20 protein-coding genes are annotated in these 22,437 nt (G+C 67.6%); 14 read left to right on the top strand and 6 right to left on the bottom strand.

Translation table 11 applies throughout. The annotated features are described in order from the left end of the window. Nucleotides 1-222: 222 nt before the first annotated feature. Entirely contained in the window at nucleotides 223-1,224 is a 1,002-nt protein-coding gene (locus AruCF_RS06790; RefSeq protein WP_049072697.1) for an ABC transporter substrate-binding protein, read from the bottom strand. Nucleotides 1,225-1,640: 416 nt separating this feature from the next. Next, on the bottom strand, nucleotides 1,641-2,915 hold the full coding sequence (locus AruCF_RS06785; protein WP_144419103.1) for a class I SAM-dependent methyltransferase: 1,275 nt from the start codon (nucleotides 2,913-2,915) through the stop codon (nucleotides 1,641-1,643). A gap of 210 nt (nucleotides 2,916-3,125) precedes the next feature. Between AruCF_RS06785 and AruCF_RS06780 the strand changes: the two genes are divergently transcribed. The 6 genes from AruCF_RS06780 (at nucleotide 3,126) to AruCF_RS06755 (ending at nucleotide 9,255) form a co-directional block, all read left to right on the top strand. Continuing rightward, entirely contained in the window at nucleotides 3,126-4,274 is a 1,149-nt protein-coding gene (locus AruCF_RS06780) for a Bcr/CflA family multidrug efflux MFS transporter (RefSeq protein WP_049072696.1), read from the top strand. Nucleotides 4,275-4,755: 481 nt separating this feature from the next. Next, nucleotides 4,756-4,992 carry a 50S ribosomal protein L28 gene (rpmB, locus tag AruCF_RS06775; RefSeq protein WP_006385639.1) on the top strand — a complete coding sequence of 79 codons (237 nt, stop codon included), beginning with the start codon at nucleotides 4,756-4,758 and terminating at the stop codon, nucleotides 4,990-4,992. A 37-nt stretch (nucleotides 4,993-5,029) separates the two neighbouring features. Then, entirely contained in the window at nucleotides 5,030-5,197 is a 168-nt protein-coding gene (gene rpmG / locus AruCF_RS06770; protein WP_003810296.1) for a 50S ribosomal protein L33, read from the top strand. A 199-nt stretch (nucleotides 5,198-5,396) separates the two neighbouring features. Further along, nucleotides 5,397-6,617: an ABC transporter substrate-binding protein gene (locus AruCF_RS06765; RefSeq protein WP_080977360.1), complete on the top strand. Its 1,221-nt coding sequence runs from the start codon at nucleotides 5,397-5,399 to the stop codon at nucleotides 6,615-6,617. Then, entirely contained in the window at nucleotides 6,617-8,494 is a 1,878-nt protein-coding gene (locus AruCF_RS06760) for an ABC transporter permease (RefSeq protein ID WP_049072694.1), read from the top strand. The genes AruCF_RS06765 and AruCF_RS06760 overlap by 1 nt, the downstream gene beginning before the upstream one ends. Next, nucleotides 8,491-9,255 carry an ABC transporter ATP-binding protein gene (locus AruCF_RS06755; RefSeq protein ID WP_049072693.1) on the top strand — a complete coding sequence of 255 codons (765 nt, stop codon included), beginning with the start codon at nucleotides 8,491-8,493 and terminating at the stop codon, nucleotides 9,253-9,255. Before AruCF_RS06760 ends, AruCF_RS06755 begins: the two co-directional genes overlap by 4 nt. A 7-nt stretch (nucleotides 9,256-9,262) precedes the next feature. On the opposite strand, the gene AruCF_RS06750 is transcribed toward AruCF_RS06755, so the two are convergent. The 4 genes from AruCF_RS06750 to AruCF_RS06735 form a co-directional block, all read right to left on the bottom strand. Continuing rightward, on the bottom strand, nucleotides 9,263-11,047 hold the full coding sequence (locus AruCF_RS06750) for a SulP family inorganic anion transporter (RefSeq protein ID WP_049077611.1): 1,785 nt from the start codon (nucleotides 11,045-11,047) through the stop codon (nucleotides 9,263-9,265). A 39-nt stretch (nucleotides 11,048-11,086) separates the two neighbouring features. Beyond that, complete coding sequence (locus AruCF_RS06745; protein WP_049072691.1) at nucleotides 11,087-11,959, bottom strand: phosphonopyruvate hydrolase; 873 nt, start codon at nucleotides 11,957-11,959, stop codon at nucleotides 11,087-11,089. A 94-nt stretch (nucleotides 11,960-12,053) separates the two neighbouring features. Beyond that, nucleotides 12,054-12,602, bottom strand: coding sequence for a hemerythrin domain-containing protein (locus AruCF_RS06740; protein ID WP_049072690.1), 549 nt, complete (start codon nucleotides 12,600-12,602; stop codon nucleotides 12,054-12,056). A 12-nt stretch (nucleotides 12,603-12,614) separates the two neighbouring features. Then, nucleotides 12,615-13,775 carry a D-alanyl-D-alanine carboxypeptidase family protein gene (locus tag AruCF_RS06735; protein ID WP_080977555.1) on the bottom strand — a complete coding sequence of 387 codons (1,161 nt, stop codon included), beginning with the start codon at nucleotides 13,773-13,775 and terminating at the stop codon, nucleotides 12,615-12,617. Between the two features lie 73 nt (nucleotides 13,776-13,848). On the opposite strand from AruCF_RS06735, the gene AruCF_RS29065 reads away from it, so the two are divergent. The 8 genes from AruCF_RS29065 to AruCF_RS06700 all read left to right on the top strand — a co-directional run bounded on the left by AruCF_RS29065 (nucleotide 13,849) and on the right by AruCF_RS06700 (nucleotide 22,430). Beyond that, nucleotides 13,849-14,190, top strand: coding sequence for a hypothetical protein (locus AruCF_RS29065; protein ID WP_144419102.1), 342 nt, complete (start codon nucleotides 13,849-13,851; stop codon nucleotides 14,188-14,190). Further along, complete coding sequence (locus AruCF_RS06730) at nucleotides 14,174-14,632, top strand: HU family DNA-binding protein (protein WP_049072689.1); 459 nt, start codon at nucleotides 14,174-14,176, stop codon at nucleotides 14,630-14,632. The genes AruCF_RS29065 and AruCF_RS06730 overlap by 17 nt, the downstream gene beginning before the upstream one ends. A 180-nt stretch (nucleotides 14,633-14,812) precedes the next feature. Further along, on the top strand, nucleotides 14,813-15,325 hold the full coding sequence (locus tag AruCF_RS06725; protein ID WP_049072687.1) for a MarR family winged helix-turn-helix transcriptional regulator: 513 nt from the start codon (nucleotides 14,813-14,815) through the stop codon (nucleotides 15,323-15,325). Between the two features lie 33 nt (nucleotides 15,326-15,358). Next, nucleotides 15,359-16,573 carry an MFS transporter gene (locus AruCF_RS06720; RefSeq protein ID WP_049072686.1) on the top strand — a complete coding sequence of 405 codons (1,215 nt, stop codon included), beginning with the start codon at nucleotides 15,359-15,361 and terminating at the stop codon, nucleotides 16,571-16,573. Nucleotides 16,574-16,659: 86 nt separating this feature from the next. Next, nucleotides 16,660-19,317, top strand: coding sequence for a leucine--tRNA ligase (gene leuS, locus AruCF_RS06715; RefSeq protein ID WP_049072685.1), 2,658 nt, complete (start codon nucleotides 16,660-16,662; stop codon nucleotides 19,315-19,317). Between the two features lie 11 nt (nucleotides 19,318-19,328). Then, entirely contained in the window at nucleotides 19,329-19,991 is a 663-nt protein-coding gene (locus AruCF_RS06710; RefSeq protein ID WP_049072684.1) for an LPS-assembly lipoprotein LptE, read from the top strand. A 3-nt stretch (nucleotides 19,992-19,994) separates the two neighbouring features. Continuing rightward, the gene (gene holA, locus AruCF_RS06705; RefSeq protein WP_049072683.1) at nucleotides 19,995-21,053 is read left to right on the top strand and encodes a DNA polymerase III subunit delta; all 1,059 of its coding nucleotides are present in this window, start codon (nucleotides 19,995-19,997) and stop codon (nucleotides 21,051-21,053) included. 96 nt (nucleotides 21,054-21,149) lie between these two features. Then, nucleotides 21,150-22,430: a glutamate-5-semialdehyde dehydrogenase gene (locus AruCF_RS06700; RefSeq protein WP_049072682.1), complete on the top strand. Its 1,281-nt coding sequence runs from the start codon at nucleotides 21,150-21,152 to the stop codon at nucleotides 22,428-22,430. Nucleotides 22,431-22,437: the final 7 nt, after the last annotated feature.

The raw sequence follows: 22,437 nt of genomic DNA, 5'->3' as shown, positions 1-22,437 counted from the left end.
CGCTGGCCGGGGCGGCGCCCCTCGCGGGGAACCGTCATCGGCGAGGGCGAAACACGCTTACAGTCCGACGCGGGAGCAATACCTCCCGCGCATGCCCGCCTGGCGGGCAGTCCGCCTGCCGGAGGGCTTTTTCCCCTTGGGGTCATCCCAAGGGGAAAAAGTCCAACCCGGCGGGCCGTCCCGGCAAGCCGGAGCGGCCCGCCGCCGGAAAGGCGGCGCGGGTTACAGCGCGCTTTGCACGCGCCCGGCGACGTCGGCGGGGACCCACTTGGTCCAGACGTCGGGCTTGTTCTTCAGGAACCACTTGGCCACGGCGCCGGACTCGTCGCCGGTTTCCTCCATGTGGGCCAGGGTCTCGTTCATCACGGGCAGCGGCACCGAGACCTTCGACAGGAACTCGGTCAGCACCGGCGCTTCCTGCGAGAACTTGGTGTTCACCGCGGTGAAGACGGGATTGTCGGGATAGGCGCTGGCCTCGGGCTTGGCGCACTTGGGCGACGTCAGGCACTTGTGCTTGTCGGCATCGTAGGGCGGCATTTCCAGCTTGACCAGGTCCATGGCGCCGACCAGCGGCGTGGGCGACCAGTAGTAGAAGACCACGTTCTGCTTGCGCTTGTAGGCCGACATCAGGGCCGCCTTCTGCGCCGCGCCGGTGCCCGGCGAGTACAGCGTGTAGGTGTCGTCCAGCTTGAGGGCGTGGAACAGGTTGGTGCTGGTGACTTCGCAACCCCAGCCGGCCGGGCAGCCGTAGAAACGGCCCTTGCCGGGTTCCTCGGGGTCCTTGAACTTGTCCTTGAACTTCGGCAGGTCGGCCGCGGACTTCAGCTCGGGCAGGCGCTCGGCGGTGTAGCGCGGGATGTACCAGGCCTCGCCGCCCATGTAGAGATCGCCGATCCGTTTGACGCGGCCGGTCTTTTCGGCGCGTTCCCAGGGGTCGGCGACGCTGTTCAGCCAGATCTCGGTGTTGATGTCCAGGTCACCGCGCTCGAGCGCGGCCAGGGCGGGCAGGGTCTCGGTGGGCAGGGTTTCGGTCTTGCAACCGTAGCCCTTTTCCATGATGAAACGCTCGACATCGACCAGGACCAGATTGGATTCCCAGTTCATGGCGCCGAAGTTGATCGGACGCTTGAGTTCGCATTGCGGCGCATCGGCGGCTTGGGCCGAACCGGCGAAGGCGAACAAGACGGCCGCGGCGGCCAGGGTCTTGACGGGGGTGAAACGCATTGGCTTTTGCCTCCATAGGTTCAGGGACACGACGGCGCTGGTCCGGCCGTGCCATGGAGCTAAGGGGGTTGTGCGGAAGACGGGCAGAACCGCCAATACAAACCGACACTAGCAACAAGAAAATCCGCGGGGTGCGGGGTCTTGCAAGACAGGAGCCTCAAAAACGGAGTTTTCGAGAACCCACAGATAGTGAACAAACTGAAAGAAGAAGGCGGCATCTTAACCGAAATTGATGCATGACCCAAGCCCTGGCCTGAACAAAACAGATACATTCAGACGGTAAAACGTCCGGACAAACCCTGATTCCCAGGAGACGATTTCCCGTTTTTCCCAGGGGAATCCCCCCTCGAAAACACAGATACATTCAGTTAATATTTTGTTCGTATAAATACAACTGGCGCCCCGAAATCGCCGCTTTAGCGGGCTTCGCCCGCGTCGTCGCGGTACATGTAATCGCGTCGCCAGGGGTAGGCCAGGTCCGGGGGGTTGTCCAGTTCGTCTGCCCGCCCGGTGGCCGGATGCTGGCCCAGCACCTGGTGCAAGGCAATCCAGCCATGCTCGAACCCCATGGCGCAGCCGGCCAGGTACAGCCGGTAGGCGCGCAGCGACCGCGCGCCCTGTTCGCCGCCGAGTATCTGCGCGGCCTCCGGCAGGCGCGCCTCGAGCGCATCGCTCCAGGCCCACAGCGTGCGCGCGTAGTGCGGCCGCAGATTCTCGACGTCGACTTCCTCCAGGCCGCCGTTGGTCATGGCCTCCATGACCACGCTGATGTGGGTCAGTTCGCCGCCGGGGAAGATGTATTTCTCGATGAATTCGCCCATGCCGCTGCCCAGTTCGGCGTTGTAAACGCCGGCCGCGGTGATGCCATGGTTCATGATCAGGCCGCCGGGTTTGAGCAGCCGCCGCAGCTTGGCGAAATAGCCCTCCAGCTGGGCCCGGCCGACGTGCTCGAACATGCCGACCGAGGCAATCTTGTCGAACGGCGTGGCCTCGTCGAGCTTGCGGTAATCCAGCAGCTCCATGCGCACGCGGCCACCCAGCCCCTTTTCCTGGATCAGCTTGGTGACATGCGCGTGCTGGTTGCGCGACAGCGTGATGCCGGTGGCATCGACGCCGTAGTGCTCGGCCGCCCACAGCAGCAGGCCGCCCCAGCCCGCGCCCACGTCGAGAAAGCGTTCGCCAGGCCGCAGCCGCAGCTTGCGGCATATATGGTCGAGTTTGGCCTCCTGCGCCTGCGCCAGAGTCATGCCGAGTTCACGGTAATAGGCGCAGGAATAGACCCGGCGCGGATCCAGCCACAACGCGTAGAAGTCGTCGGACAGGTCGTAATGGAATTCGATCTGGCGGGCATCGCGCTCCACCGAGTGGCGCCACACGGACATCACTTTGCGCACCAGCTCGGTCAGCCAGCCGCCGCGCGCCGCGTCCACCGGCGAACCCCGCAGCAGCGCCGAGGCCGCCGCCATCACGTCGCGCATCGAGCCTTCGATGTCGATGCGGCCCTCGACGTAATCCTGGCCCAGTACGCCGACCGCGCCTTCGGCCAGGTGGGCCAGGGCGGTCTTGTCATGCGTCACGAAGCGCACCTTGGGATCCGGCGGCCCCATCACGGTGCCGTCAGGCAACACCAGCTGGACGGTCACGGGCAAAGCCTGGAGCTTGCGTTCCACCACAGACAACAAAGGATTCACGACCTCTCCTCTGAAATACGTACGGACACGACAGACTGTATCGGAAATCGGTTGAAATTTGCGTGTAAGGTGCTCCGTGATACAGTCATCGGCTTGGTGCAAAACACGCAATAAAGCGCTTCGCACCCTGTCCCTCGCGCGAGCCTTCTCGCGATCCACATGCCCCCTACCCTTTCCTCACGCGGCGCCCTGCCGGGCTGGCTCATTCTCATGGGCGCCCTGACGGCGATCGGCCCCTTTGCCATCGACATGTACCTGCCGGCGTTCCCGACGATCGCCGCCAACCTCGGCGTGCCGCGCGGCGACGTCGAACGCACCCTGGCCGCCTATCTGATCGGCCTGGCCCTGGCGCAGGTGTTCTACGGCCCGATGGCCGACCGCTACGGCCGCAAGCCGCCGCTGATGGTCGGCCTGGCGCTCTTCATGGTGGCATCGCTGGGATGCGCGCTGGCCGGCTCGGTCGAGGCGCTGACCGGCTGGCGCGTGGTGCAGGCCATGGGCGGCGCGGCCGGCATCGTGATTCCGCGCGCCGTCATCCGCGACCACTACGAGACCCACGAAGCGGCGCGCGCCATGTCGCTGCTGATGCTGATCATGGGGCTGGCTCCCATCCTCGCGCCGCTGGCGGGCGGGCAACTGCTGGGCTTCGCCAGCTGGCGCAGCCTGTTCTGGGTGATGCTGGCCGGCGGCGCCATGCTGATGACGGCGGTCATTCTGATCATGAAGGAATCGCTGGCGCCCGAACGCGGCGTGCCGCTGCGCCTGCGCACCATCGTGCAGAACTACCGCGCCCTGTTCGCGCATCGCGGGTTCATGGCGCACAGCCTGGCCGGCGGTTTCGGCCAGGCCGGCATGTTCGCCTACATCATCGGTTCGCCCCGGGTGTTCATCGAGCTGTACGGGGTCGACCCCAAGTACTACGGCCTGCTGTTCGGCACCAACGCGCTGTCGCTCATCATCTGCTCGCAGATCAGTGCCCGCCTGCTGCGCAATCACACGCCGCGCCAATTGCAGCGCCGCGCCCTGACCTCGCTGGCCTGCGCCAGCCTGGCGGCGGTGGCATTGACGCTGGCAGGCTGGATGACGCTGCCGCTGCTGATGGCCTGCCTGATCTGCTACATGGGCAGCCAGGGATTCGTGAATCCCAACTCGGCGGCGCTGGCGCTGTCCGACCAGGGCAAGCGGCTGGGCGCGGCCTCGGCCCTGTTGGGGACGCTTCAGTTGTCCTGCGGCGCGCTGGCCGGCTTCGCCGTCAGCGCCTGGCAGACCGACAGCGCCCTGCCCCTGACGACCACGCTGGCGACCTGCGCCTGCCTGTCGTGGCTGTCGGGCCGCGTGGCGCAATCGCACCCGGCCTGAAGCCGGGGACGCAAGGCGCCGGGCGAGGCGGCAGCCTAGCGCCGGACGTCCGCCGTCCAAGCCAGCCCGCCGGCGCGCGCCGTCCGGACGCGCCTATCGCGGCAGGAACGCCACGCTTTTCCACGCGCCGCGCCCTGATACTTGATTTATCTCGATTTTTCGTATTAGAATCTACGTCTTCACATGAAGTTTCCCGTGCTGGACTACTATGCTTTGTAGTTCAACACTCTGACCCCCAAGCGCATTTTTGCGGATGGCAGGCAGCGGGTATAAGCACTGGGCGGGATCCCAGGGGTTGAAATCGGTAGTCTTGACGACGCGGCATTTCAACACGCAGGTTCCCCCCTCATCCACTAAGACTGGGTGGCCGGCAAGATGGCAAGAACCTCGGGCAAGTCCCGGCGGCAAGCCTCTCACAGCCCGGCGGCTGAAACCCTGTCTACCCCCCCCGGTGATGCGCAAGAATAAATGAGGTGCATCCATGGCACGCGTATGCCAAGTGACCGGCAAAGGCCCGATGGTGGGCAACAACGTTTCGCACGCGAACAACAAGACCAAGCGTCGCTTCCTGCCCAACCTGCAATCGCGCCGGTTCTGGGTCGAAAGCGAAAACCGCTGGGTGCGCCTGCGCGTCTCGGCCAAGGCCATCCGCACGATCGACAAGAACGGCATCGACGCCGTGCTGGCCGAAATGCGTGCCCGCGGCGAACTGGCCTAATCGGCCCCCCGCCAATCTGACATACTAGGAGCACGACATGGCCAAAGGTATCCGCGAAAAGATCAAGCTCGAGTCGACTGCCGGCACGGGTCATTTCTACACGACCACCAAGAACAAGCGCAACATGCCCGAGAAGATGCTGATCAAGAAGTTTGATCCGGTCGCTCGCAAGCACGTTGACTACAAGGAAACCAAGCTGAAGTAATTCAGCCGGTATCCGGAAAGCCGAAAAAGGCCCTGCATCGCAGGGCCTTTTTCTTTGGCCGAGCGCAACGGGGGAATCAGGTCGCCACGCCGTTTTCCCTGGCGCGAGGGCGCCGCGCATGCTTCAATTGGGCCGAAACTGCAATCGTGCCCTACATGAGCCCGGCTTCGATCGGGCTCTCTTGCCAGCGATACCCGCCATGCTCCGTCCTTGCCTGACCCTGCTGCGCCGCGCGCTCGCGCCCGCGCTCCTGGCCCTGGCGCTGACCCCGGTCGCGTCCGCCAAAGACACCAAAGAGCCGATCCGCATCGGCGAAATCAACAGCTACAAGGCGATTCCGGCCTTCCTGGGCCCGTACAAGAAAGGTTGGCAACTGGCGCTGGAGGAGGTCAACGCCTCGGGCGGGGTGCTGGGACGCAAGCTCGAAGTATTTTCGCGCGACGACAACGGCAATCCCGGCGACTCCGTGCGCGCCGCGCAGGAACTGCTGGCGCGCGAAAAAGTGGATCTGCTGTTCGGCGGTTTCCTCTCCAACACCGGCCTGGCGCTGACCGATTTCGCCAAGCAGCAGCAGGTCTTCTTCCTGGCCGCCGAACCACTGACCGACAAGATCACCTGGCAGGAAGGCAACCGCTACACGTACCGCCTGCGGCCGTCCACCTGGATGCACGTGGCCGCGCTGGCGCCCAAGGCGCTGGCGCTGCGCAAGAAGCGCTGGGCCATCGTCTACCCCAACTACGAGTACGGGCAGTCCGCCGTGGCCACCTTCAAGGCCATGATGAAGTCGTTCCAGTCGGACGTGGAATTCGTCGCCGAGCAGGCCGTGCCGCTGGGCAAGGTCGATGCCGGCGCGGTGGTGCAGGCCCTGGCGGACGCCAAGCCCGACGCCATCTTCAACGTGCTGTTCGCCGCCGACCTGACCCGCTTCGTGCGCGAAGGCAACACCCGCGGCCTGTTCGAAAACCGCGCCGTGGTCTCGGTGCTATCCGGGGAACCGGAATACCTGGAGCCGCTGGGCGCCGACACGCCTTCGGGCTGGATCGTCACCGGCTACCCCTGGTATGCCATCGACACGCCGGCCAACAAGACCTTCGTCGAGGCCTATCGCAAGCGCTACAACGAGACGCCCAAGGTCGGCTCGGTGGTGGGCTACGCCTCGCTGATGTCGATCGCACAGGGCCTGAAGGCCGCCGGCGAGGTCGACACCGAGAAACTGGTCGACGCCTTCGCCGGGCTGAAGGTGGACACGCCCTACGGCCCGATCCAGTACCGCAAGATCGACCATCAATCCACCATGGGCGTGTACATCGGCGTCACCGCGGTCGAGGACGGCAAGGGCATCATGAAGGACTTCGCCTACATCGACGGCGCGCGCCTGCAGCCGCCCGACGAGCAGGTTCGCAAGATGCGCCCGCGCTGATGAGCCTGTCCGGGCTGCTGTCGCAGCTGCTCAATGGCCTGGCCGACGCCAGCGCGCTATTCCTGGTGGCGGCCGGCCTGTCGCTGATCTTCGGCGTCACGCGGGTGGTGAACTTCGCCCACGGCTCCTTCTACATGCTGGGCATCTACCTGGCCTGGACCTTCACCCGCCACTTCGGCAATGGCGCCGGCTACTGGGCCGGCCTGCTACTGGCTGCGGTGGCCACCGGGCTGATCGGCGCCGCCGCCGAGCTGCTGGTGCTCAAGCGCCTGTATCGCGCGCCTGAACTATTCCAGTTGCTGGCGACCTTCGCGCTGGTGCTGATCATCGGCGACGCCGCGCTGGCCATCTGGGGCCCGGAAGACCTGTTCGCGCCCCGCGCGCCCGGCCTGGCCGGCGCGGTCGAGATCCTGGGGCGGCGCTTTCCGCAATACGACCTGCTGCTGATCGGCGCCGGCCCCGTGGTGCTGGGTTTGCTGTGGCTGCTGCTCAAGCGCACGCGCTGGGGCCGCCTGCTGCGTGCCGCCGCCGAAAACCGCGACATGCTGGCCGCGCTTGGCGTCAACCAGGCCTGGCTGTTCACCTCGGCCTTCACGCTGGGCGCCTTCCTGGCCGGACTGGGCGGCGCGCTGGCCGCGCCGCGCGTGCCCGCCACCCTCGGGCTGGACCTGGAGATCATCGCCAGCGCCTTCGTGGTGGTGGTGGTCGGCGGCCTGGGCTCGATCCCCGGCGCCTTCCTGGCGGCGCTGCTGATCTGCTGCGTCAAGGCGCTGTTCGTGTTCATCGGCCAGGCGCATATCGGCCCCTGGACCTTCAACCTGTCGAAACTCACCCTGCTGGCCGAATTCGCCGTCATGGCGGTGGTGCTGGTGGCGCGCCCCTGGGGCCTGCTGGGACAACCGCCGGCGCCGTCCTCGCAGACACCCGCCGCCGAGCCGCCCATCGCCCCGGCAGGCCCGCGCCTGCGGCGGGCCTACGGCGTGCTGCTGGCCCTGCTGGCGCTGGCCCCCCTGGCAACCGCGCACGCGCCTTACCTGGGCATCCTGCTGACCGAGATCCTGATCGCCGCCCTGTTCGCCGCCAGCCTGCACTTCCTGACCGGCCTGGCGGGCATGACCACCTTCGGCCATGCGGCCTGGTTCGGCCTGGGCGCCTATGGCGCCGCGTTGCTGCTGAAGCTGGCGGCGCTGCCGATGGAGGCGGCGCTGCTGCTGGGGCCATTCGCGGCGGCGTTCGGCGCGCTGGTGTTCGGCTGGTTCTGCGTGCGCCTGTCCGGCGTCTACCTGGCGATGCTGACGCTGGCGGTGGCGCAGATCTTGTGGGCGCTGGCCTATCAATGGGACGACGTGACCGGCGGCAGCAATGGCCTGATCGGGCTATGGCCATCGAGCTGGCTGGCGCGCGGCCCCTGGTTCTACTACCTGACGCTGGCGCTGTGCGCGCTCGGCATCGCCTGGCTGCGGCGCCTGGCTTTCTCGCCGCTGGGCTACGCGCTGCGCGGCGCGCGCGATTCCGTCCTGCGGGCCGAGGCGCTGGGCATGGACACGCGCCGCATCCAGTGGGCCGGTTTCGTGGCGGCATCGCTGGCGGCCGGCCTGGCCGGATCGCTGTACGCGTTTTCGAAGGGCAGCATCGCGCCCGACGTGCTCGCCGTCAGCCGCTCGGTCGACGGCCTGGTGATGGTGCTGCTGGGCGGCCTGCAGACGCTGGCCGGCCCCCTGGTCGGCGCGGCGGCCTACACCTGGCTGCAGGACGCGGCGGCACGCAGCACCGAATACTGGCACGCCGTGCTGGGCCTGGCCATCCTGGCGCTGGTCATGCTGTTTCCCGCCGGCCTGGCGGGCGCGGCGGCCCGCCTGCAACGGAGGCGATCATGACAGCCGCCCTGCCCTTGCTGCGGGTCGATGGACTGCGCAAATCCTTCGGCGGCATCGACGCCCTGGCGGACGTCTCGTTCCAGCTGGAAGCGGGCCGCATGCTGGCGCTGATCGGCCCGAACGGCGCCGGCAAGTCCACCTGCTTCAACGTGCTTGGCGGGCAGTTGCGGCCGGACGCCGGCTCGGTGCGGCTGGACGGCCGCGAACTCGTCGGCCTGTCGGCCGGCAGGATCTGCCGCCTGGGCGTGGGACGCACCTTCCAGACCGCCGCCACCTTCCGCTCGATGACGGCGCTTGAAAATGTGCAGACCGCCCTGCTGTCGCGCGACCGCCTGCTGTTCCGCCCCTGGCGCCGCGCCGAGTCGCACCGCGTCAACGAGGCGCTGGCGCTGCTGGAGCAGGTGCAGATGGCCGGCCAGGCCCGCGCCCATTGCGGCGCCCTGGCCTATGGCGAGGTCAAGCGGGTGGAACTGGCGATGGCGCTGGCGCACCGTCCGCGGCTGCTGCTGATGGACGAACCCACCGCCGGCATGGCCACCAACGAACGCCATGCCCTCATGCGCCTGACACGCGAACTGGCCGATACACAGCGCATGGCCGTGCTGTTCACCGAGCACAGCCTGGACGTCGTTTTCAAGCATGCCGACCATATCGCCGTGCTGGTGCGCGGCAGCCTGCTGGCCGAAGGCCCGCCCGACCGCATCGCGGCCGACCCGCGCGTCCAGGCCGCCTACCTGGGCGCCGACGCGCCCCTGGCCTGAACGGCGCTCAAGCGTCTGCCTGCGGGCTTTCCGGCTGGCATTCCCAGAACACCTTGGCGCGGCAACTGGCGCAGATGCCGCGATCCAGGCGGGCGTAGATGGCATGCAACGCCGTGGCCTTGTCGGGAAACACGTGATCCTCGCCCAGCCGCTCCAGAAAGCCCGTGCGGCGCCACATCGCCAGCACTTCCGGCCGCGGCCGATGGAAATACAGATCCCCGCCCATCGCGCGGCGCGCGGCCAGCTCGTCTTCCCAGACCTGGGCGCCGGCCAGATCGATGAAATTCATGCTCTTGGCCATCACCAGCAGATGGCGCGGCGCATCGGGCCCGGCGCGCAGTTCCTGCAAGCGCTGCGCCACGTGCGCGGCGGCGCCGAAGTAGACCGACCCCTCCATGCGCAGCAGCTTGAGCTGGGGGCACTCCGGCAGCGCCTCGGGCTGCCGCTCCAGCACCACGAAGCGGCGCTCCAGCCCGCGCGAATCGAAGCCCATGGTGCGCATCGCCGGCCGCGAGGTGCGGTGCAGGTACACCATCAGCGACAGCACGGTGCCCAGCAGGATCGCGACTTCCATGCGGAGGGTCACGGTGGCCGCCAGCGTGGCGGCGGCGATGGCGCTCTCGCCACGCTGGGTACGCATCAATTGCCGCCAGCGCGACGCGTCCAGCAGCGTCCAGGCCACCAGCAACAACAGCCCGGCAATGGCCGCGTGCGGGATCCGCGCCAGCAACGGTCCGCTCAGCGCCACCAGCGCCATCAGCAACAAGGCCGAGAACACCGCCGCCAGCGGCGTCTTCGCGCCCGCCTCGTAATTGGGAATGGAACGGTTGAGCGAACCGCAGGACAGATAACAGGAAAAGAAGCCGCCGACCACGTTCGACAGCCCCTGTCCGACAAATTCACGATTGGCGTCGATGCGCTGGCCCGAGCGCGCGGCCACCGCCTTGGCAATCGAAATGGACTGCGCCAGCGCGACGATGGTCAGCGCGAACGCGAGGCTGAGCAGATCGGGCAAGACGCGCCAGTCCACGCTTGGAATATGGAACGGCGGCCACGGCTGCGCCAGATCGCCCAACAGCGGCACGGCGGCCGCGCCCCAGCCCGGTGCCAGGGCATTGAACCCGGCCGCGGCCAACGCCCCCGCCGCCAGCCCCGCCAGCATGTACGGCTTGCGCTTGTCGAACCGCTTGAGCAACAGCGCCACCGCGATCGTCACCGCCGTGACCAGCAACGCGCCCGATTGCACCCGATCCAGGCCGGCGGCCAGGCCGAGCAGCAAGGCGCCCGCGCCGTGCGCCCCTGGCGCCGGCAAGCCGAGCGCATCCTTCAAGGCATGGATCGCGATCAGCAGGGCCGCGCCGCTGGTGAAGCCGAACAGCGCCGACGGCGAGATGAAATGCGCCAGCGACCCCAGGCGCAGGGCCCCGACCAGCCACTGCATGAGGCCGACCAGCACCGTCACCGCCAGGGCCAGCTCGATGTAGCCGGGGCTGCCCGCCGCCGCCAGCGGCGTCAGCACCGCGAACAGCGCCAGCGAATTGGCGTTGGTGGGACCGGACATGACATGCCGGCTGGAGCCGAACAGCGCCGCCACGATACAGGGCACGATGGCCGAATACAGGCCATACTGCGCCGGCAGGCCGGCCAGCGTGGCGAACGCCACGCCCTGTGGCAGCACCAGCAAGGCCCCGAGCAACCCCGCCGCCAGGTCGGCGCGCAGCGTCGCGGGGCCAACTTCCGGCACCCAATCGCCAAACACCCGCGCCAGCCACGCCCTGCTTCCCGCCGCCATCATTCCCCGTCCTTGTATTCTTTTCGATGCCGGGCGCGTTCAGCGCAGGAACCTGCGCTCCAGTTCGCGCATCCCCTTGTCGCCCTGCAAGTCGATGATATCGCGCACCGTGGGCAGGCCGGCATCCACGCCATGGATGCCGCCCTCGGCGCGGATGCGGGCGAAGACCTCGCGCATCGCGCCCACGGCGGCGCGGATCGCGTGATTGCCGTAGATCACCAGCCCCACCTTGCCCAGCGCCTTGATGTCGGCCTCGCGCAACTGCGGATAGGCGGTTGGCACCAGCACCAGCGGCACGCGGCCGGACCAGGCCGCGATGAAGGCCAACACCTCATCCGGCGTGGTCTGCTTGGAATGGATCAGGATGGCGTCGGCGCCAGCAGCCTCGTAGGCGGCTGCACGCGCCAGCGCCTCGGCCTGGCCGAGCCCCGCGATCAGCGCCTCGGTGCGGGCAATGACGCAGAAATCCGGATCGCGGCGCGCGGCGCAGGCGGCCTCGATCTTGCCCTGGAACTCGGCGACACGCACCAGTTCCTGGCGGCCGTCGGCGCGCAGGCTGGTGTCCTTGGGAAAGGTCTTGTCCTCCATCACCACGGCCGACACGCCGGCCGCCTCGTACTGGGGCACGGTATAAGCGACATTGATGGCATTGCCGAAACCCGTATCGATATCGGCGATGACCGGCACGTCAACGGCGGCAGCGATGGCCCGCATCATCTCCAGGTGCTGGCCAGCCGACAGGATGTTGGCATCCGGTACCGCGTAACTGGCCGACAGTTCGAACCCGCTGCCCCAGATCGCATCGAAGCCCGCCTCGGCCGCCAGCCGGGCCGACAGCGGATTGTGCGCCGACATGGCGTGCATCAGGGAGGGGTCCTGCAATTTCTGGCGAAAGCGCGCGTGACGGTGCATGGCATGAAGGTCTGGTGACCCGGCGCGAAGGGCTCCGGCTGGGGTCATTTAACACTAAAAGCGGGCCCTGCCCACGCCGGGATCTCAACCCGACTCAAGCGGTCCCGCCACCGCGCCGCGCCTTCATCGCCCTGCTGATCGCGGCCAGCGCGTCATCGGCCACCAGGCGCGCGGCCAGCGGCAGCAGTTCATCTTCTTCGCGCCGGATATGCTCGGCATAGGCCGTCGCGAACGCCTCCACCTGAGCCGCCGGCAGTTCGGCGGGACGGCCCGCGGCTACCGCTCCCAGGATCTGCCGCAGCGGCGTCCACAGCGCCGCTAGCCGCGCATGATCGGCCACCAGCCCGTCCACCAGCGCATGCAGGCAAACGGCGTCCGAACCGGCCATGGATTCGATCAGGGCCGGGAACAGGTCCTCCTCCTCGTCCTCATGGTGGTGCCGCGCGGCGGTCTCGAAATAGCGCACGACGGCCGCGGCGGCGACCTGGGCCGCGGCGTCGCTGCCGTGCGCGGGCAAGTGCGCGGCCAGCCGCCGCAGGGTGTCGCACTGGCGCGCAATGCGGCCGTGGCAGGCCGACAACAGGCCCAACGGATCATCAGGGGTCGGCGCCGCCGCCGGCCCGCCGGGAAAACTCACGGCCATGGCTCACCTCCCTCAGCCCGAATGCCCGCGCCACCACAGGCGAATCGAATCCCAGGCACGTCCGGCCAGGCCGGCCTCATCCACCGGCTCCAGCGCCACCACCGGAAACTGCATGGCGGGCTTGCCGTCGACCATCACGCGCAGCGAACCGACCGTGGCCTGGGCCGCGATCGGCGCCACCAGCGGGTCCTGCGGCGTCCATATCGGCTCGACCTTGGCGCCCGCCGGCACGGTGACGTAGGCGTCCCGCGCAAAACCGGCCTTGAACGTGTCGGCCTGGCCTTTCCAGACCTCGGGCGTGGCCACCGCCTGGCCCTTTGCGTAGAGCTTGATGGTATTGAACCCCTGGAAGCCCCATTCCAGCAATTCGCGGCTCTCCTGCGTGCGCAGCTTGTCCGACGCGGTGCCCACCACCACCGTGATCAGGCGTCGCTGCTCCTTGCCGTTGGGCCGGTGCGCAGTGGCCACGATGCAGTATCCGGCCGCGTCGGTATGGCCGGTCTTCAGGCCGTCGACGCTGGGATCGAGCCACAGCAACCGGTTGCGGTTGGGTTGCGTGATGTTGTTATAGGTGAAGGTCTTGGCCGAATCGTAGGTCTTGTACAGCTCGGGGTAATCGCGGATGAAGCGCGTGGCCAGGATCGACAGGTCGCTGACCGTGGAATACGTGCCCGGATCCGGCAGCCCGTGGGGACTGGCGAAGTGCGTGCCATGCAGGCCGAGTTGCACGGCGGTGTCATTCATGCGGGCCACGAACGCCTCGACGCTGCCCGACACCGCCTCGGCGAGCGCGATCGCCGCGTCATTGCCGGACTGGATCATCAGGCCGCGCAGCAGCTGGTCCACCGACACCTTGGAGCCCGGCTCCAGGAACATCTTGGAGCTGCCGGGCGGCACTTTCCAGGCGCGCGTCGAGATGGTGACCTTCTGGTCCGGCGACAGCTCCTTGTTGTGGATGGCGCCGAACACCACGTACGCCGTCATGATCTTGGTCAGGGAGGCCGGCTCGATCCGGACGGTGGCCGCGTGCGACGCGATCACCTGGCCGCTGGTCTCATCCAGCAGCAGCCAGGCCTTGGCCGACAGGTCGGGCTGAGGCATCGTTTGCGCCAGGGCGCCTGACATACACGCGGTCGCAACGAGCAGGCTCGCCGCCAACTTCTTCATCAACATAAGGGACTTCACTTCCATGCGGGGTAAGGATGGCACGCGGGCCAGCGCATGCAGGCAGCCCGCGGCCGCCTGCATGCGCTGGCCGACGCGCGGCGCGAAGCATTGGAACACGCCGACCCGGGATGGTTCAAAAGCCCCTTGCAAAAGCACTTTCGCGCAACGCGCGACGTCGATGCGCACGGCATTCGCGGCACTGAAAAAATCGCAGCGATTGTCACTGCATTTTGCAGAACCCCTTGCAGAAGGGGTTTTTCTGCCTGGAAAACAACAAAGAATGCGCAAAAGGCCTTGCGAAAGCGGCTACAACCGCCACTCTTCCGCTATCATCGGGCGCGTAGCGTTAAACGCCGATACCCGGCGCGCGCTGCCCCAATGTCCTCAACATACGGATTTTGACCATGGCCACGAAAGCTAAAGCTCCTGCCAAGAAAGTCACCAAGCCCGCCGCCAAGGCGCCCGCAAAGAAGGCTACCGCCGCCAAACCCGCTGTGAAGCCGGCAGCCAAGAAGGTCGTCGCCGCCAAGAAGGTCGCTGCCGCCCCCAAGGCTATCAAGGCTGCTCTGAACAAGACCCAGCTGATCGCCTACATCGTCGAGCAGTCCGGCGTTGAAGCCAAGGCGGTCAAGGCCGTCCTGGCCAGCCTGGAAACCTCGGTGCTGAGCTCCGTGGACAAGAAGGGCGCCGGCGAATTCACGCTGCCGGGCCTGTTCAAGGTTGCCGTGCAGAAGGTTCCCGCCAAGGCCAAGCGCTTCGGCAAGGATCCTTTCACCGGTGAAGAGCGCTGGTTCCCCGCCAAGCCGGCTTCGGTCAAGGTGAAGGTTCGCCCGCTCAAGAAGCTGAAGGACGCCGCGCAGTAATTCCGCACGGTTATCCGGTCAAGCCGGAAAGGGCCTGCCCCGCATGGGGCGGGCCCTTTCTTTTTTCGCGCCCGTGTTTTCTCCCGCCGTCCGCGCCGCCCCATCGCGCGCGCCTTGCGGGATTTCAGGCCGGCCTGCTAGAATTTATCTTTACGTAAAGATACTTCATATAAAAACATCATGAACGATCTGGTCGACCTGGTGCTGTCGCAGTGGGAGCGGGAATGCCCCAACCTGGACATCTCGCCGATGAGCGTCCTCAGCCGCGTGTTCCGCTTCCACGCCTTCGCCGCGCGCGACGTCGGCCAGGCATTCAAGCGCCACCACCTGCACCAGGGCGAATTCGACGTGCTCGCCACCCTGTACCGCAGCGGCGCGCCGCACGCCATGAATCCGCAGAAGCTGGTCGCCGCGCTGCTGTTGACCTCCGGCGCCATGACCAACCGGCTGGACCGCCTGGAACAGGCCGGCCTGCTGGCACGCACGCCCAACCCCGAGGACCGCCGCGGCGTCATCGTGGCGCTGACCGCCGAGGGCCTGCGCGTCATCAAGCAGGTGCTCAAGGACTACCTGCGCGAACTCGAAGCGCTGCTCGCCCCCCTCAATGCCGCCGAGCGCCGCCAGATGGCCGGCCTGCTGAAGAAACTGCTGATCCCGCACGACCAGGAAACGCCCGGCGGCATCGCCGCCTGAGCCTTCCCCCGCCACTCCCGACTCCCGCCCCACATGAACGCCGCTCCCGCCCAACCCGCCCCGCTCACCGCGCCCGTCATCCTGCTGATGTCCGTGGCCACCGGCCTGGCGGTCGCCAGCAACTATTACGCGCAACCGCTGCTGCACACCATCAGCCAGCAGTTCTCGCTGTCCAACGCCACCGCCGGCAGCATCGTCATGATCGCGCAGCTGAGCTACGCGCTCGGCCTGATCCTGCTGGTGCCGCTGGGGGATCTGTTCGAACGCCGCGGCCTGATCGTGCTGATGACCCTGCTGTCGTCCGGCGGCCTGCTGCTGTCGGCCTTCGCCCGCAACATCCAGATGCTGATGCTGGGCACCGCGGTGACCGGCATGCTGTCGGTGGTGGCGCAGGTGCTGGTGCCGTTCGCGGCCACCCTGGCGGCGCCGCACGAGCGCGGCAAGGCGGTCGGCACGGTCATGAGCGGCCTGCTGCTGGGCATCCTGCTGGCCCGCACCGCGGCCGGCGTACTGGCCGACCTGGGCAGCTGGCGCACGGTCTACTGGGTCGCCGCGATCCTGATGCTGGCCATGTCCGCCGCGCTCTGGAAGGTGCTGCCGCGCCACAAGAGCCAGGCCGCGATGAGCTATCCGCGCCTGCTTGGCTCGATCTTCCGCCTGTTCGCCGAGGAGCCCCTGCTGCGCGGCCGCTCGCTGCTCGGCGGCCTGCTGTTCGCGGCCTTCAGCATGCTGTGGACACCGCTGACATTCCTGCTGTCGGGCCCGGACTACGGCTTCAACAACACCACCATCGGCCTGTTCGGGCTGGCCGGCGCGGCCGGCGCCTATGCCGCCAACCGCTTCGGCAGGCTGGCCGACCGCGGCCTGGGCAACCAGGCCACCCGCATCGGCCTGCTGCTGCTGCTGGCGTCGTGGGGCCTGATGGCCTTCGGCCAGGCCTCGGTCATCGCGCTGCTGGCCGGCATCCTGATCCAGGACCTGGCGATCCAGGGCGTCCACGTCACCAATACCAGTTCGCTGTACCGTAGCCGGCCCGAGGCCCGCAGCCGCCTGACGGCCGGTTACATGACCAGCTATTTCATCGGCGGGGCCACCGGATCGCTGGTATCGTCCTGGCTGTACTCCCATTACGGCTGGCCCGGCGTGGTCACCGCGGGCGCGGTTCTGGCGGCCATAACCCTGGCCTACGGCATGCTGGGGGCCAGTGCCCGCATCCCGGAAACCGCCCCGCCCCCTATCCGCGCCTAGCACCTCCTATAATCAGGGGTTTTGGCCGCCCCCGCGCCTGGCGCGCGGGGGCGGTTCACCCATTTTTCGCCATCGCGCACGAGCCCATGCAGGAACGTTACCTCCCCACTACCGTCGAAGCGGCCGCCCACCAAGACTGGCAGGCCCGCGACGCCTATCTGGTCCATGAACACGCGAAGAACCCGGACGGCTCCGAGAAGCCGAAGTTCTACGCCTGCTCGATGCTGCCCTATCCCAGCGGCAAGCTGCACATGGGCCACGTGCGCAACTACACCATCAACGACATGATGGCGCGCCAGCTGCGCATGCGGGGCTACAACGTGCTGATGCCGATGGGCTGGGACGCCTTTGGCATGCCGGCCGAGAACGCCGCCATCAAGTCCAAGGTGCCGCCGGCCAAATGGACCTACGACAACATCGCCTACATGAAGAAGCAGATGAAGGCGATGGGCCTGGCGATCGACTGGTCGCGCGAGATGTGCGCCTGCGATCCCGAGTACTACAAGTGGAACCAGTGGCTGTTCCTGAAGATGCTCGAAAAGGGCGTCGCCTACCGCAAGACCCAGGTCGTGAACTGGGATCCGGTCGACCAGACCGTGCTGGCCAACGAACAGGTCATCGACGGCCGCGGCTGGCGCTCGGGCGCCCCGGTCGAAAAGCGCGAGATCCCGGGTTACTACCTGCGCATCACCGATTACGCCGACGAACTGCTGGGCGCGGTGCAGAACGATCTGCCCGGCTGGCCCGAGCGCGTGCGCCTGATGCAGGAAAACTGGATCGGCAAGTCCGAGGGCCTGCGCTTCGCCTTCCCGCACCAGATCGCCGGCCAGGACGGCCAACTGATCCAGGACGGCAAGCTGTACGTCTTCACCACCCGCGCCGACACCATCATGGGCGTGACCTTCTGCGCCGTGGCGCCGGAACATCCCCTGGCCACCCACGCCGCGCAGTCGAACCCGGCCCTGGCCGCCTTCATCGAACAGTGCAAGCTGGGCGGCACCACCGAGGCCGAACTGGCCACGCGTGAAAAGGAAGGCCTGCCCACCGGCCTGTTCGTGACCCACCCGATCACCGGCGACCAGGTCGAAGTCTGGGTCGGCAACTACGTGCTCATGACCTACGGCGACGGCGCCGTGATGGGCGTGCCCGCCCACGACGAACGCGACTTCGCCTTCGCCAAGAAGTATGACCTGCCGATCCGCCAGGTCGTGGACGTGGCCGGCAAGGCCTACTCCACCGACGCCTGGCAGGAATGGTACGGCGACAAGCAGAGCGGCCGCACCATCAACTCGGGCAAGTACGACGGCCTGTCGCACAAGGAAGCCGTGGACGCCATCGCCGCCGACCTCGGGGCGCGAGGCCTGGGCGAAAAGCAGACCACCTGGCGCCTGCGCGACTGGGGCATCTCGCGCCAGCGCTACTGGGGCACCCCGATCCCCATCATCCACTGCGCGGATTGCGGCCCGGTGCCGGTCCCCGAGAAGGACCTGCCGGTGGTGCTGCCGGACGACCTGATCCCGGACGGCAGCGGCAACCCGCTGGCCAAGAACGAAGCCTTCCTGTCGTGCGCCTGCCCCAGCTGCGGCAAGCCGGCGCGCCGCGAGACGGACACGATGGACACCTTCGTGGATTCGTCCTGGTACTTCATGCGCTACACCTCGCCGGGCAACAACACTGCCATGGTCGACGCGCGCAATGACTACTGGATGCCGATGGACCAGTACATCGGCGGCATCGAGCACGCGGTCCTGCACCTGCTGTACGCGCGCTTCTGGACCAAGGTCATGCGCGACATGGGCCTGCTCAACTTCGACGAGCCCTTCACCAAGCTGCTGTGCCAGGGCATGGTGCTGAACCACATCTACTCGCGCAAGAACGCCCAGGGCGGCATCGAGTATTTCTGGCCCGAGGAAGTCGAGAACGTCTACGACGCGCGCGGCGCCATCGTCGGCGCCAAGCTCAAGTCCGACGGTTCGGACGTGACCTACGGCGGCGTGGGCACGATGTCCAAGTCCAAGAACAACGGCGTCGATCCGCAATCGCTGATCGACACGCTGGGCGCAGACACCGCGCGCCTGTTCGTCATGTTCGCCAGCCCGCCCGAGCAGACGCTCGAATGGTCCGATTCCGGCGTCGAAGGCTCGAACCGCTTCCTGCGCCGCCTGTGGTCGATCAGCTACGCGCAGCGCGACACCGTCGCCCGCGGCCTGGCCGCCGGCGCCGACTGGACCGACGCGCCCGCCGCCGTCAAGGATCTGCGCCGCGAGGTCTACAACCTGCTCAAGCAGGCCGACTACGACTACCAGCGCATCCAGTACAACACCGTCGTGTCGGCGTGCATGAAGATGCTCAACGCCATCGATGACGCCAAGCTGCCGGAAGGCAAGCACGCCGACGCCGCCTACGCCGAAACGCTGGGCGTGCTGCTGCGCGTGCTGTATCCGGTGGTGCCGCACATCACCTGGCACCTGTGGCGCGACCTCGGCTACGCGCACGAGCTGGGCGACCTGCTCGACGCGCCGTGGCCGCACGTCGACGAGGCCGCGCTGGTGGCGGACGAAATCGAACTGATGCTGCAGGTCAACGGCAAGCTGCGCGGCTCGATCCGCGTCGCCGCCAAGGCCGCCAAGGAAGACATCGAAAAACTCGCCGCCGCCCAGGATGAAGTCGCCCGCTACCTGGAAGGCCGCCCGCCCAAGCGGGTCATCGTGGTTCCGGGCAAACTGGTCAACGTCGTAGGCTGATGAGGTCAAGCATGTACTTCGCCGGGCAACACACGCAATCCCCCCGCCAATCCTGGCTGCTGCGCGGCGCCTGCCTGGCGCTGTTCATGCTGATTTCGGCTTGCGGCTTCACGCTGCGCGGCGTTACGCCGCTGCCGTTCGAAACGCTGTATGTCGGCATTGCCGACAACACCCAGTTCGGCGCCGACGTGCGGCGCGCGCTGCGCGCGGCCTCGCCCGACACCAAGCTGGTTGCCTCGCCCAAGGATGCGCAGGCGATCCTGCAGGAAGTCTCCAACACGCGCGCCCTGCGCGAGGTGTCGCTGAACGCCCAGGGCCGTGTCGAGGAATACGAACTCGGCATCAATTACACTTTCCGCCTGATCGATGCGAAGGGCCGCGCCCTGATCCCGGACACGACCCTGTCGATCTACCGCGAAATGCCCTACGACGACCAGATCGTCCAGGCCAAGCAAGGGCAGATCGAAACGCTTTACATCGCCATGCAGCGTGATCTGGTTTCGCGCTTGCTCCGCCGCATGACGGCCCCGGAAGTGCGCAAGGCCTTCGAAAACCGTGAACAGCGGGCGGAAGACGGCGAGACGCCGCTATACGATCCCACCGCTCCGCAGCCTCGCCGCACGCCGACGCCGTGGCAGACGCCGTCCACCACCGACCCGGCCTACACGCGCTGACCGATGGCACAAGTCCTGGACGCGGATCGCCTGGCCGATCACCTGCAGCGGGCCGGCAACCGCCTGGCCCCGCTGTATACGGTGTCCGGTGACGAGCCCCTCCTGGTCACCGAGGCCGTGGATGCGCTGCGCGCCGCCGGGCGCGGCGCCGGTTATACCGAACGCCTGTCGATGGTGATGGACGCGCGCAGCGACTGGAGCGCGGTCATCGCCGCAACCCAGAGCGTGTCGCTGTTCGGCGATCGCCGCATCCTCGAACTCAAGATTCCGACCGGCAAGCCCGGCAAGTCCGGCGCCGATACCTTGGCGCGCCTGGCCGAGCAGGCCGAAAAGCAGGCGGACAACCCGGATACCCTGATCCTGGTGGCGCTGCCGCGCCTGGACAAGGCCACCCGCGAAAGCCGCTGGATGCAGGCCCTGGGCCGTGCCGGCACGATGGTCGACATCCCCAGCATCGAACGCGGCCGCCTGCCCGCCTGGGTCGGCCAGCGCCTGGCGCGCCAGAACCAGCGTACCGACAACGCCACCCTGCAATGGATGGCCGACAAGGTCGAAGGCAACCTGCTGGCTGCCCACCAGGAAATCCAGAAACTGGGGCTGCTTTATCCCGAAGGCCAGTTGGCGCCGGAGGACGTCGAGCGCGCCGTGCTCAACGTGGCCCGCTACGATGTATTCGGCCTGCGCGATGCCATGCTGGCCGGCGATATCGCCCGCACCATCCGCATGATCGACGGCCTGCGCGCCGAAGGCGAGGCCCTGCCGCTGGTGCTGTGGGCGGTGGGCGAAGAAATCCGTCTGCTGGCGCGCGTGGCCGAGGCCCGCAGCCTGGGACAGGACGCCAACGGCCTGATGCGCAGGCTGCGCATTTTCGGGGCGCACGAACGCCTGGCGCTGCAGGCGCTCGGCCGGGTCCGCCCCGACGTCTGGCCTGCCGCGGTGCAACACGCCCACGAGGTCGACCGTCTCATCAAGGGCCTGTCGGTGCCGGGGCGGCTATCCGACCCCTGGGAAGAAATGACCCGCCTGGCCTTGCGCGTGGCCGCCGCCGGCAACCGACCGTGAAGGCGGCCCCGGCCGCCACCGCTTCGTCTCCCCCGGCCCCCCTGGCCGGATAAACTATCCCTATCCGCAAGCGGCGCCCTGGCCGCCCTCTTTACTATGAACGACGCCGTCATGTCCTCGTCCTCTATCGAACAAGCCATGCTGACCCTGGGCGAGAATGCGCGCCGGGCCTCGCGCGCCATGATGCGCGCCAACAGCGCCGCCAAGAACCAGGCCCTGCTGGCCATGGCCGAAGCGCTGGCCGCCAACCAGGCCGAATTGCTGGCCGCCAACGCCAAGGACGTGGCCGCCGCCCGCGCCAATGGCCTGGAACCGGCCCTGCTCGACCGCCTGACCCTGTCGGAGAAGACGCTGGCGCACATGGCCGAGGGCCTGCGCCAGATCGCCGCCCTGCCCGACCCGATCGGCAGTGTCACCGCCACCACAGTGCGTCCCAACGGCATGCGCGTGGCGCAGATGCGCGTGCCGCTGGGCGTGATCGGCATCATTTATGAATCCCGCCCCAACGTCACCATCGACGCGGCGGCGCTGTGCCTGAAATCGGGCAACGCCGCCATCCTGCGCGGCGGCAGCGAGGCCTTGCACTCCAACGTGGCGCTGGGCCGCATTGTCCAGCTCGGCCTGGCCGCCGCCGGCCTGCCGCAGGACGCGGTCCAGGTGGTCGCCACGGCCGACCGCGCCGCGGTCGGCAAGCTCATCACCATGACCGAGCACATCGACGTCATCGTGCCGCGCGGCGGCAAGGGCCTGATCGCCCGACTGTCGCAGGAAGCGCGCGTGCCGCTGATCAAGCACCTGGACGGCAACTGCCACGTCTACATCGATGCGGCGGCCGACCCGGACAAGGCCCACGCCATCGCCTTCAACGCCAAGACCTACCGCTACGGCATCTGCGGCGCCATGGAAACCCTGCTGGTGGACGCGGTGGCCGCCGTCTCGATCCTGCCGAGCCTGGCCGCGGCGCTGACCGAACACGGCGTCGAACTGCGCGGCTGCCCGCGCACCCTGGCGCTGCTGCCGCACGCCAAGCCGGCCACCGATGAAGACTGGGCCACCGAATACCTGGGCCCGATCCTGGCGATCCGCATCGTCGACTCGCTCGACGACGCCATCGAGCACATTGCGCGCTGGGGCTCCGGCCACACCGACGCGATCGTCACCGAAGACCTGTCGGCGGCGCAACGCTTCCAGCGCGAGGTTGACTCCAGCTCGGTCTATGTCAACCTGCCCACCTGCTTCGCGGACGGCTTCGAATACGGCCTGGGCGCCGAGATCGGCATCTCCACCAATCGCCTGCACGCCCGTGGCCCCGTCGGCCTGGAAGGCCTGACCACCCTCAAATGGGTCCTGACCGGCGAAGGCCAGACCCGCGGCTGAACGCCTC

Origin of the sequence: Achromobacter ruhlandii (assembly GCF_002082135.1) — a bacterium.
GTDB lineage: Bacteria > Pseudomonadota > Gammaproteobacteria > Burkholderiales > Burkholderiaceae_B > Achromobacter > Achromobacter ruhlandii.
This window is presented reverse-complemented; position numbering and strand designations above follow the sequence as displayed.

What these genes read in the sequence shown, in the direction of transcription:
- AruCF_RS06745 (WP_049072691.1), bottom strand. Translation starts at nt 11,959, where the DNA reads ATGCACCGTCACGCGCGCTTTCGCCAGAAATTGCAGGACCCCTCCCTG.
- AruCF_RS06735 (WP_080977555.1), bottom strand. Translation starts at nt 13,775, where the DNA reads ATGTTGATGAAGAAGTTGGCGGCGAGCCTGCTCGTTGCGACCGCGTGT.
- AruCF_RS29065 (WP_144419102.1), top strand. Translation starts at nt 13,849, where the DNA reads ATGCGCTGGCCGACGCGCGGCGCGAAGCATTGGAACACGCCGACCCGG.
- AruCF_RS06780 (WP_049072696.1), top strand. Translation starts at nt 3,126, where the DNA reads ATGGGCGCCCTGACGGCGATCGGCCCCTTTGCCATCGACATGTACCTG.
- holA (WP_049072683.1), top strand. Translation starts at nt 19,995, where the DNA reads ATGGCACAAGTCCTGGACGCGGATCGCCTGGCCGATCACCTGCAGCGG.
- AruCF_RS06700 (WP_049072682.1), top strand. Translation starts at nt 21,150, where the DNA reads ATGAACGACGCCGTCATGTCCTCGTCCTCTATCGAACAAGCCATGCTG.
- AruCF_RS06725 (WP_049072687.1), top strand. Translation starts at nt 14,813, where the DNA reads ATGAACGATCTGGTCGACCTGGTGCTGTCGCAGTGGGAGCGGGAATGC.
- AruCF_RS06750 (WP_049077611.1), bottom strand. Translation starts at nt 11,047, where the DNA reads ATGGCGGCGGGAAGCAGGGCGTGGCTGGCGCGGGTGTTTGGCGATTGG.
- AruCF_RS06790 (WP_049072697.1), bottom strand. Translation starts at nt 1,224, where the DNA reads ATGCGTTTCACCCCCGTCAAGACCCTGGCCGCCGCGGCCGTCTTGTTC.
- rpmG (WP_003810296.1), top strand. Translation starts at nt 5,030, where the DNA reads ATGGCCAAAGGTATCCGCGAAAAGATCAAGCTCGAGTCGACTGCCGGC.
- AruCF_RS06730 (WP_049072689.1), top strand. Translation starts at nt 14,174, where the DNA reads ATGGCCACGAAAGCTAAAGCTCCTGCCAAGAAAGTCACCAAGCCCGCC.
- rpmB (WP_006385639.1), top strand. Translation starts at nt 4,756, where the DNA reads ATGGCACGCGTATGCCAAGTGACCGGCAAAGGCCCGATGGTGGGCAAC.
- AruCF_RS06740 (WP_049072690.1), bottom strand. Translation starts at nt 12,602, where the DNA reads ATGGCCGTGAGTTTTCCCGGCGGGCCGGCGGCGGCGCCGACCCCTGAT.
- AruCF_RS06755 (WP_049072693.1), top strand. Translation starts at nt 8,491, where the DNA reads ATGACAGCCGCCCTGCCCTTGCTGCGGGTCGATGGACTGCGCAAATCC.
- AruCF_RS06710 (WP_049072684.1), top strand. Translation starts at nt 19,329, where the DNA reads ATGTACTTCGCCGGGCAACACACGCAATCCCCCCGCCAATCCTGGCTG.
- leuS (WP_049072685.1), top strand. Translation starts at nt 16,660, where the DNA reads ATGCAGGAACGTTACCTCCCCACTACCGTCGAAGCGGCCGCCCACCAA.
- AruCF_RS06720 (WP_049072686.1), top strand. Translation starts at nt 15,359, where the DNA reads ATGAACGCCGCTCCCGCCCAACCCGCCCCGCTCACCGCGCCCGTCATC.
- AruCF_RS06765 (WP_080977360.1), top strand. Translation starts at nt 5,397, where the DNA reads ATGCTCCGTCCTTGCCTGACCCTGCTGCGCCGCGCGCTCGCGCCCGCG.
- AruCF_RS06760 (WP_049072694.1), top strand. Translation starts at nt 6,617, where the DNA reads ATGAGCCTGTCCGGGCTGCTGTCGCAGCTGCTCAATGGCCTGGCCGAC.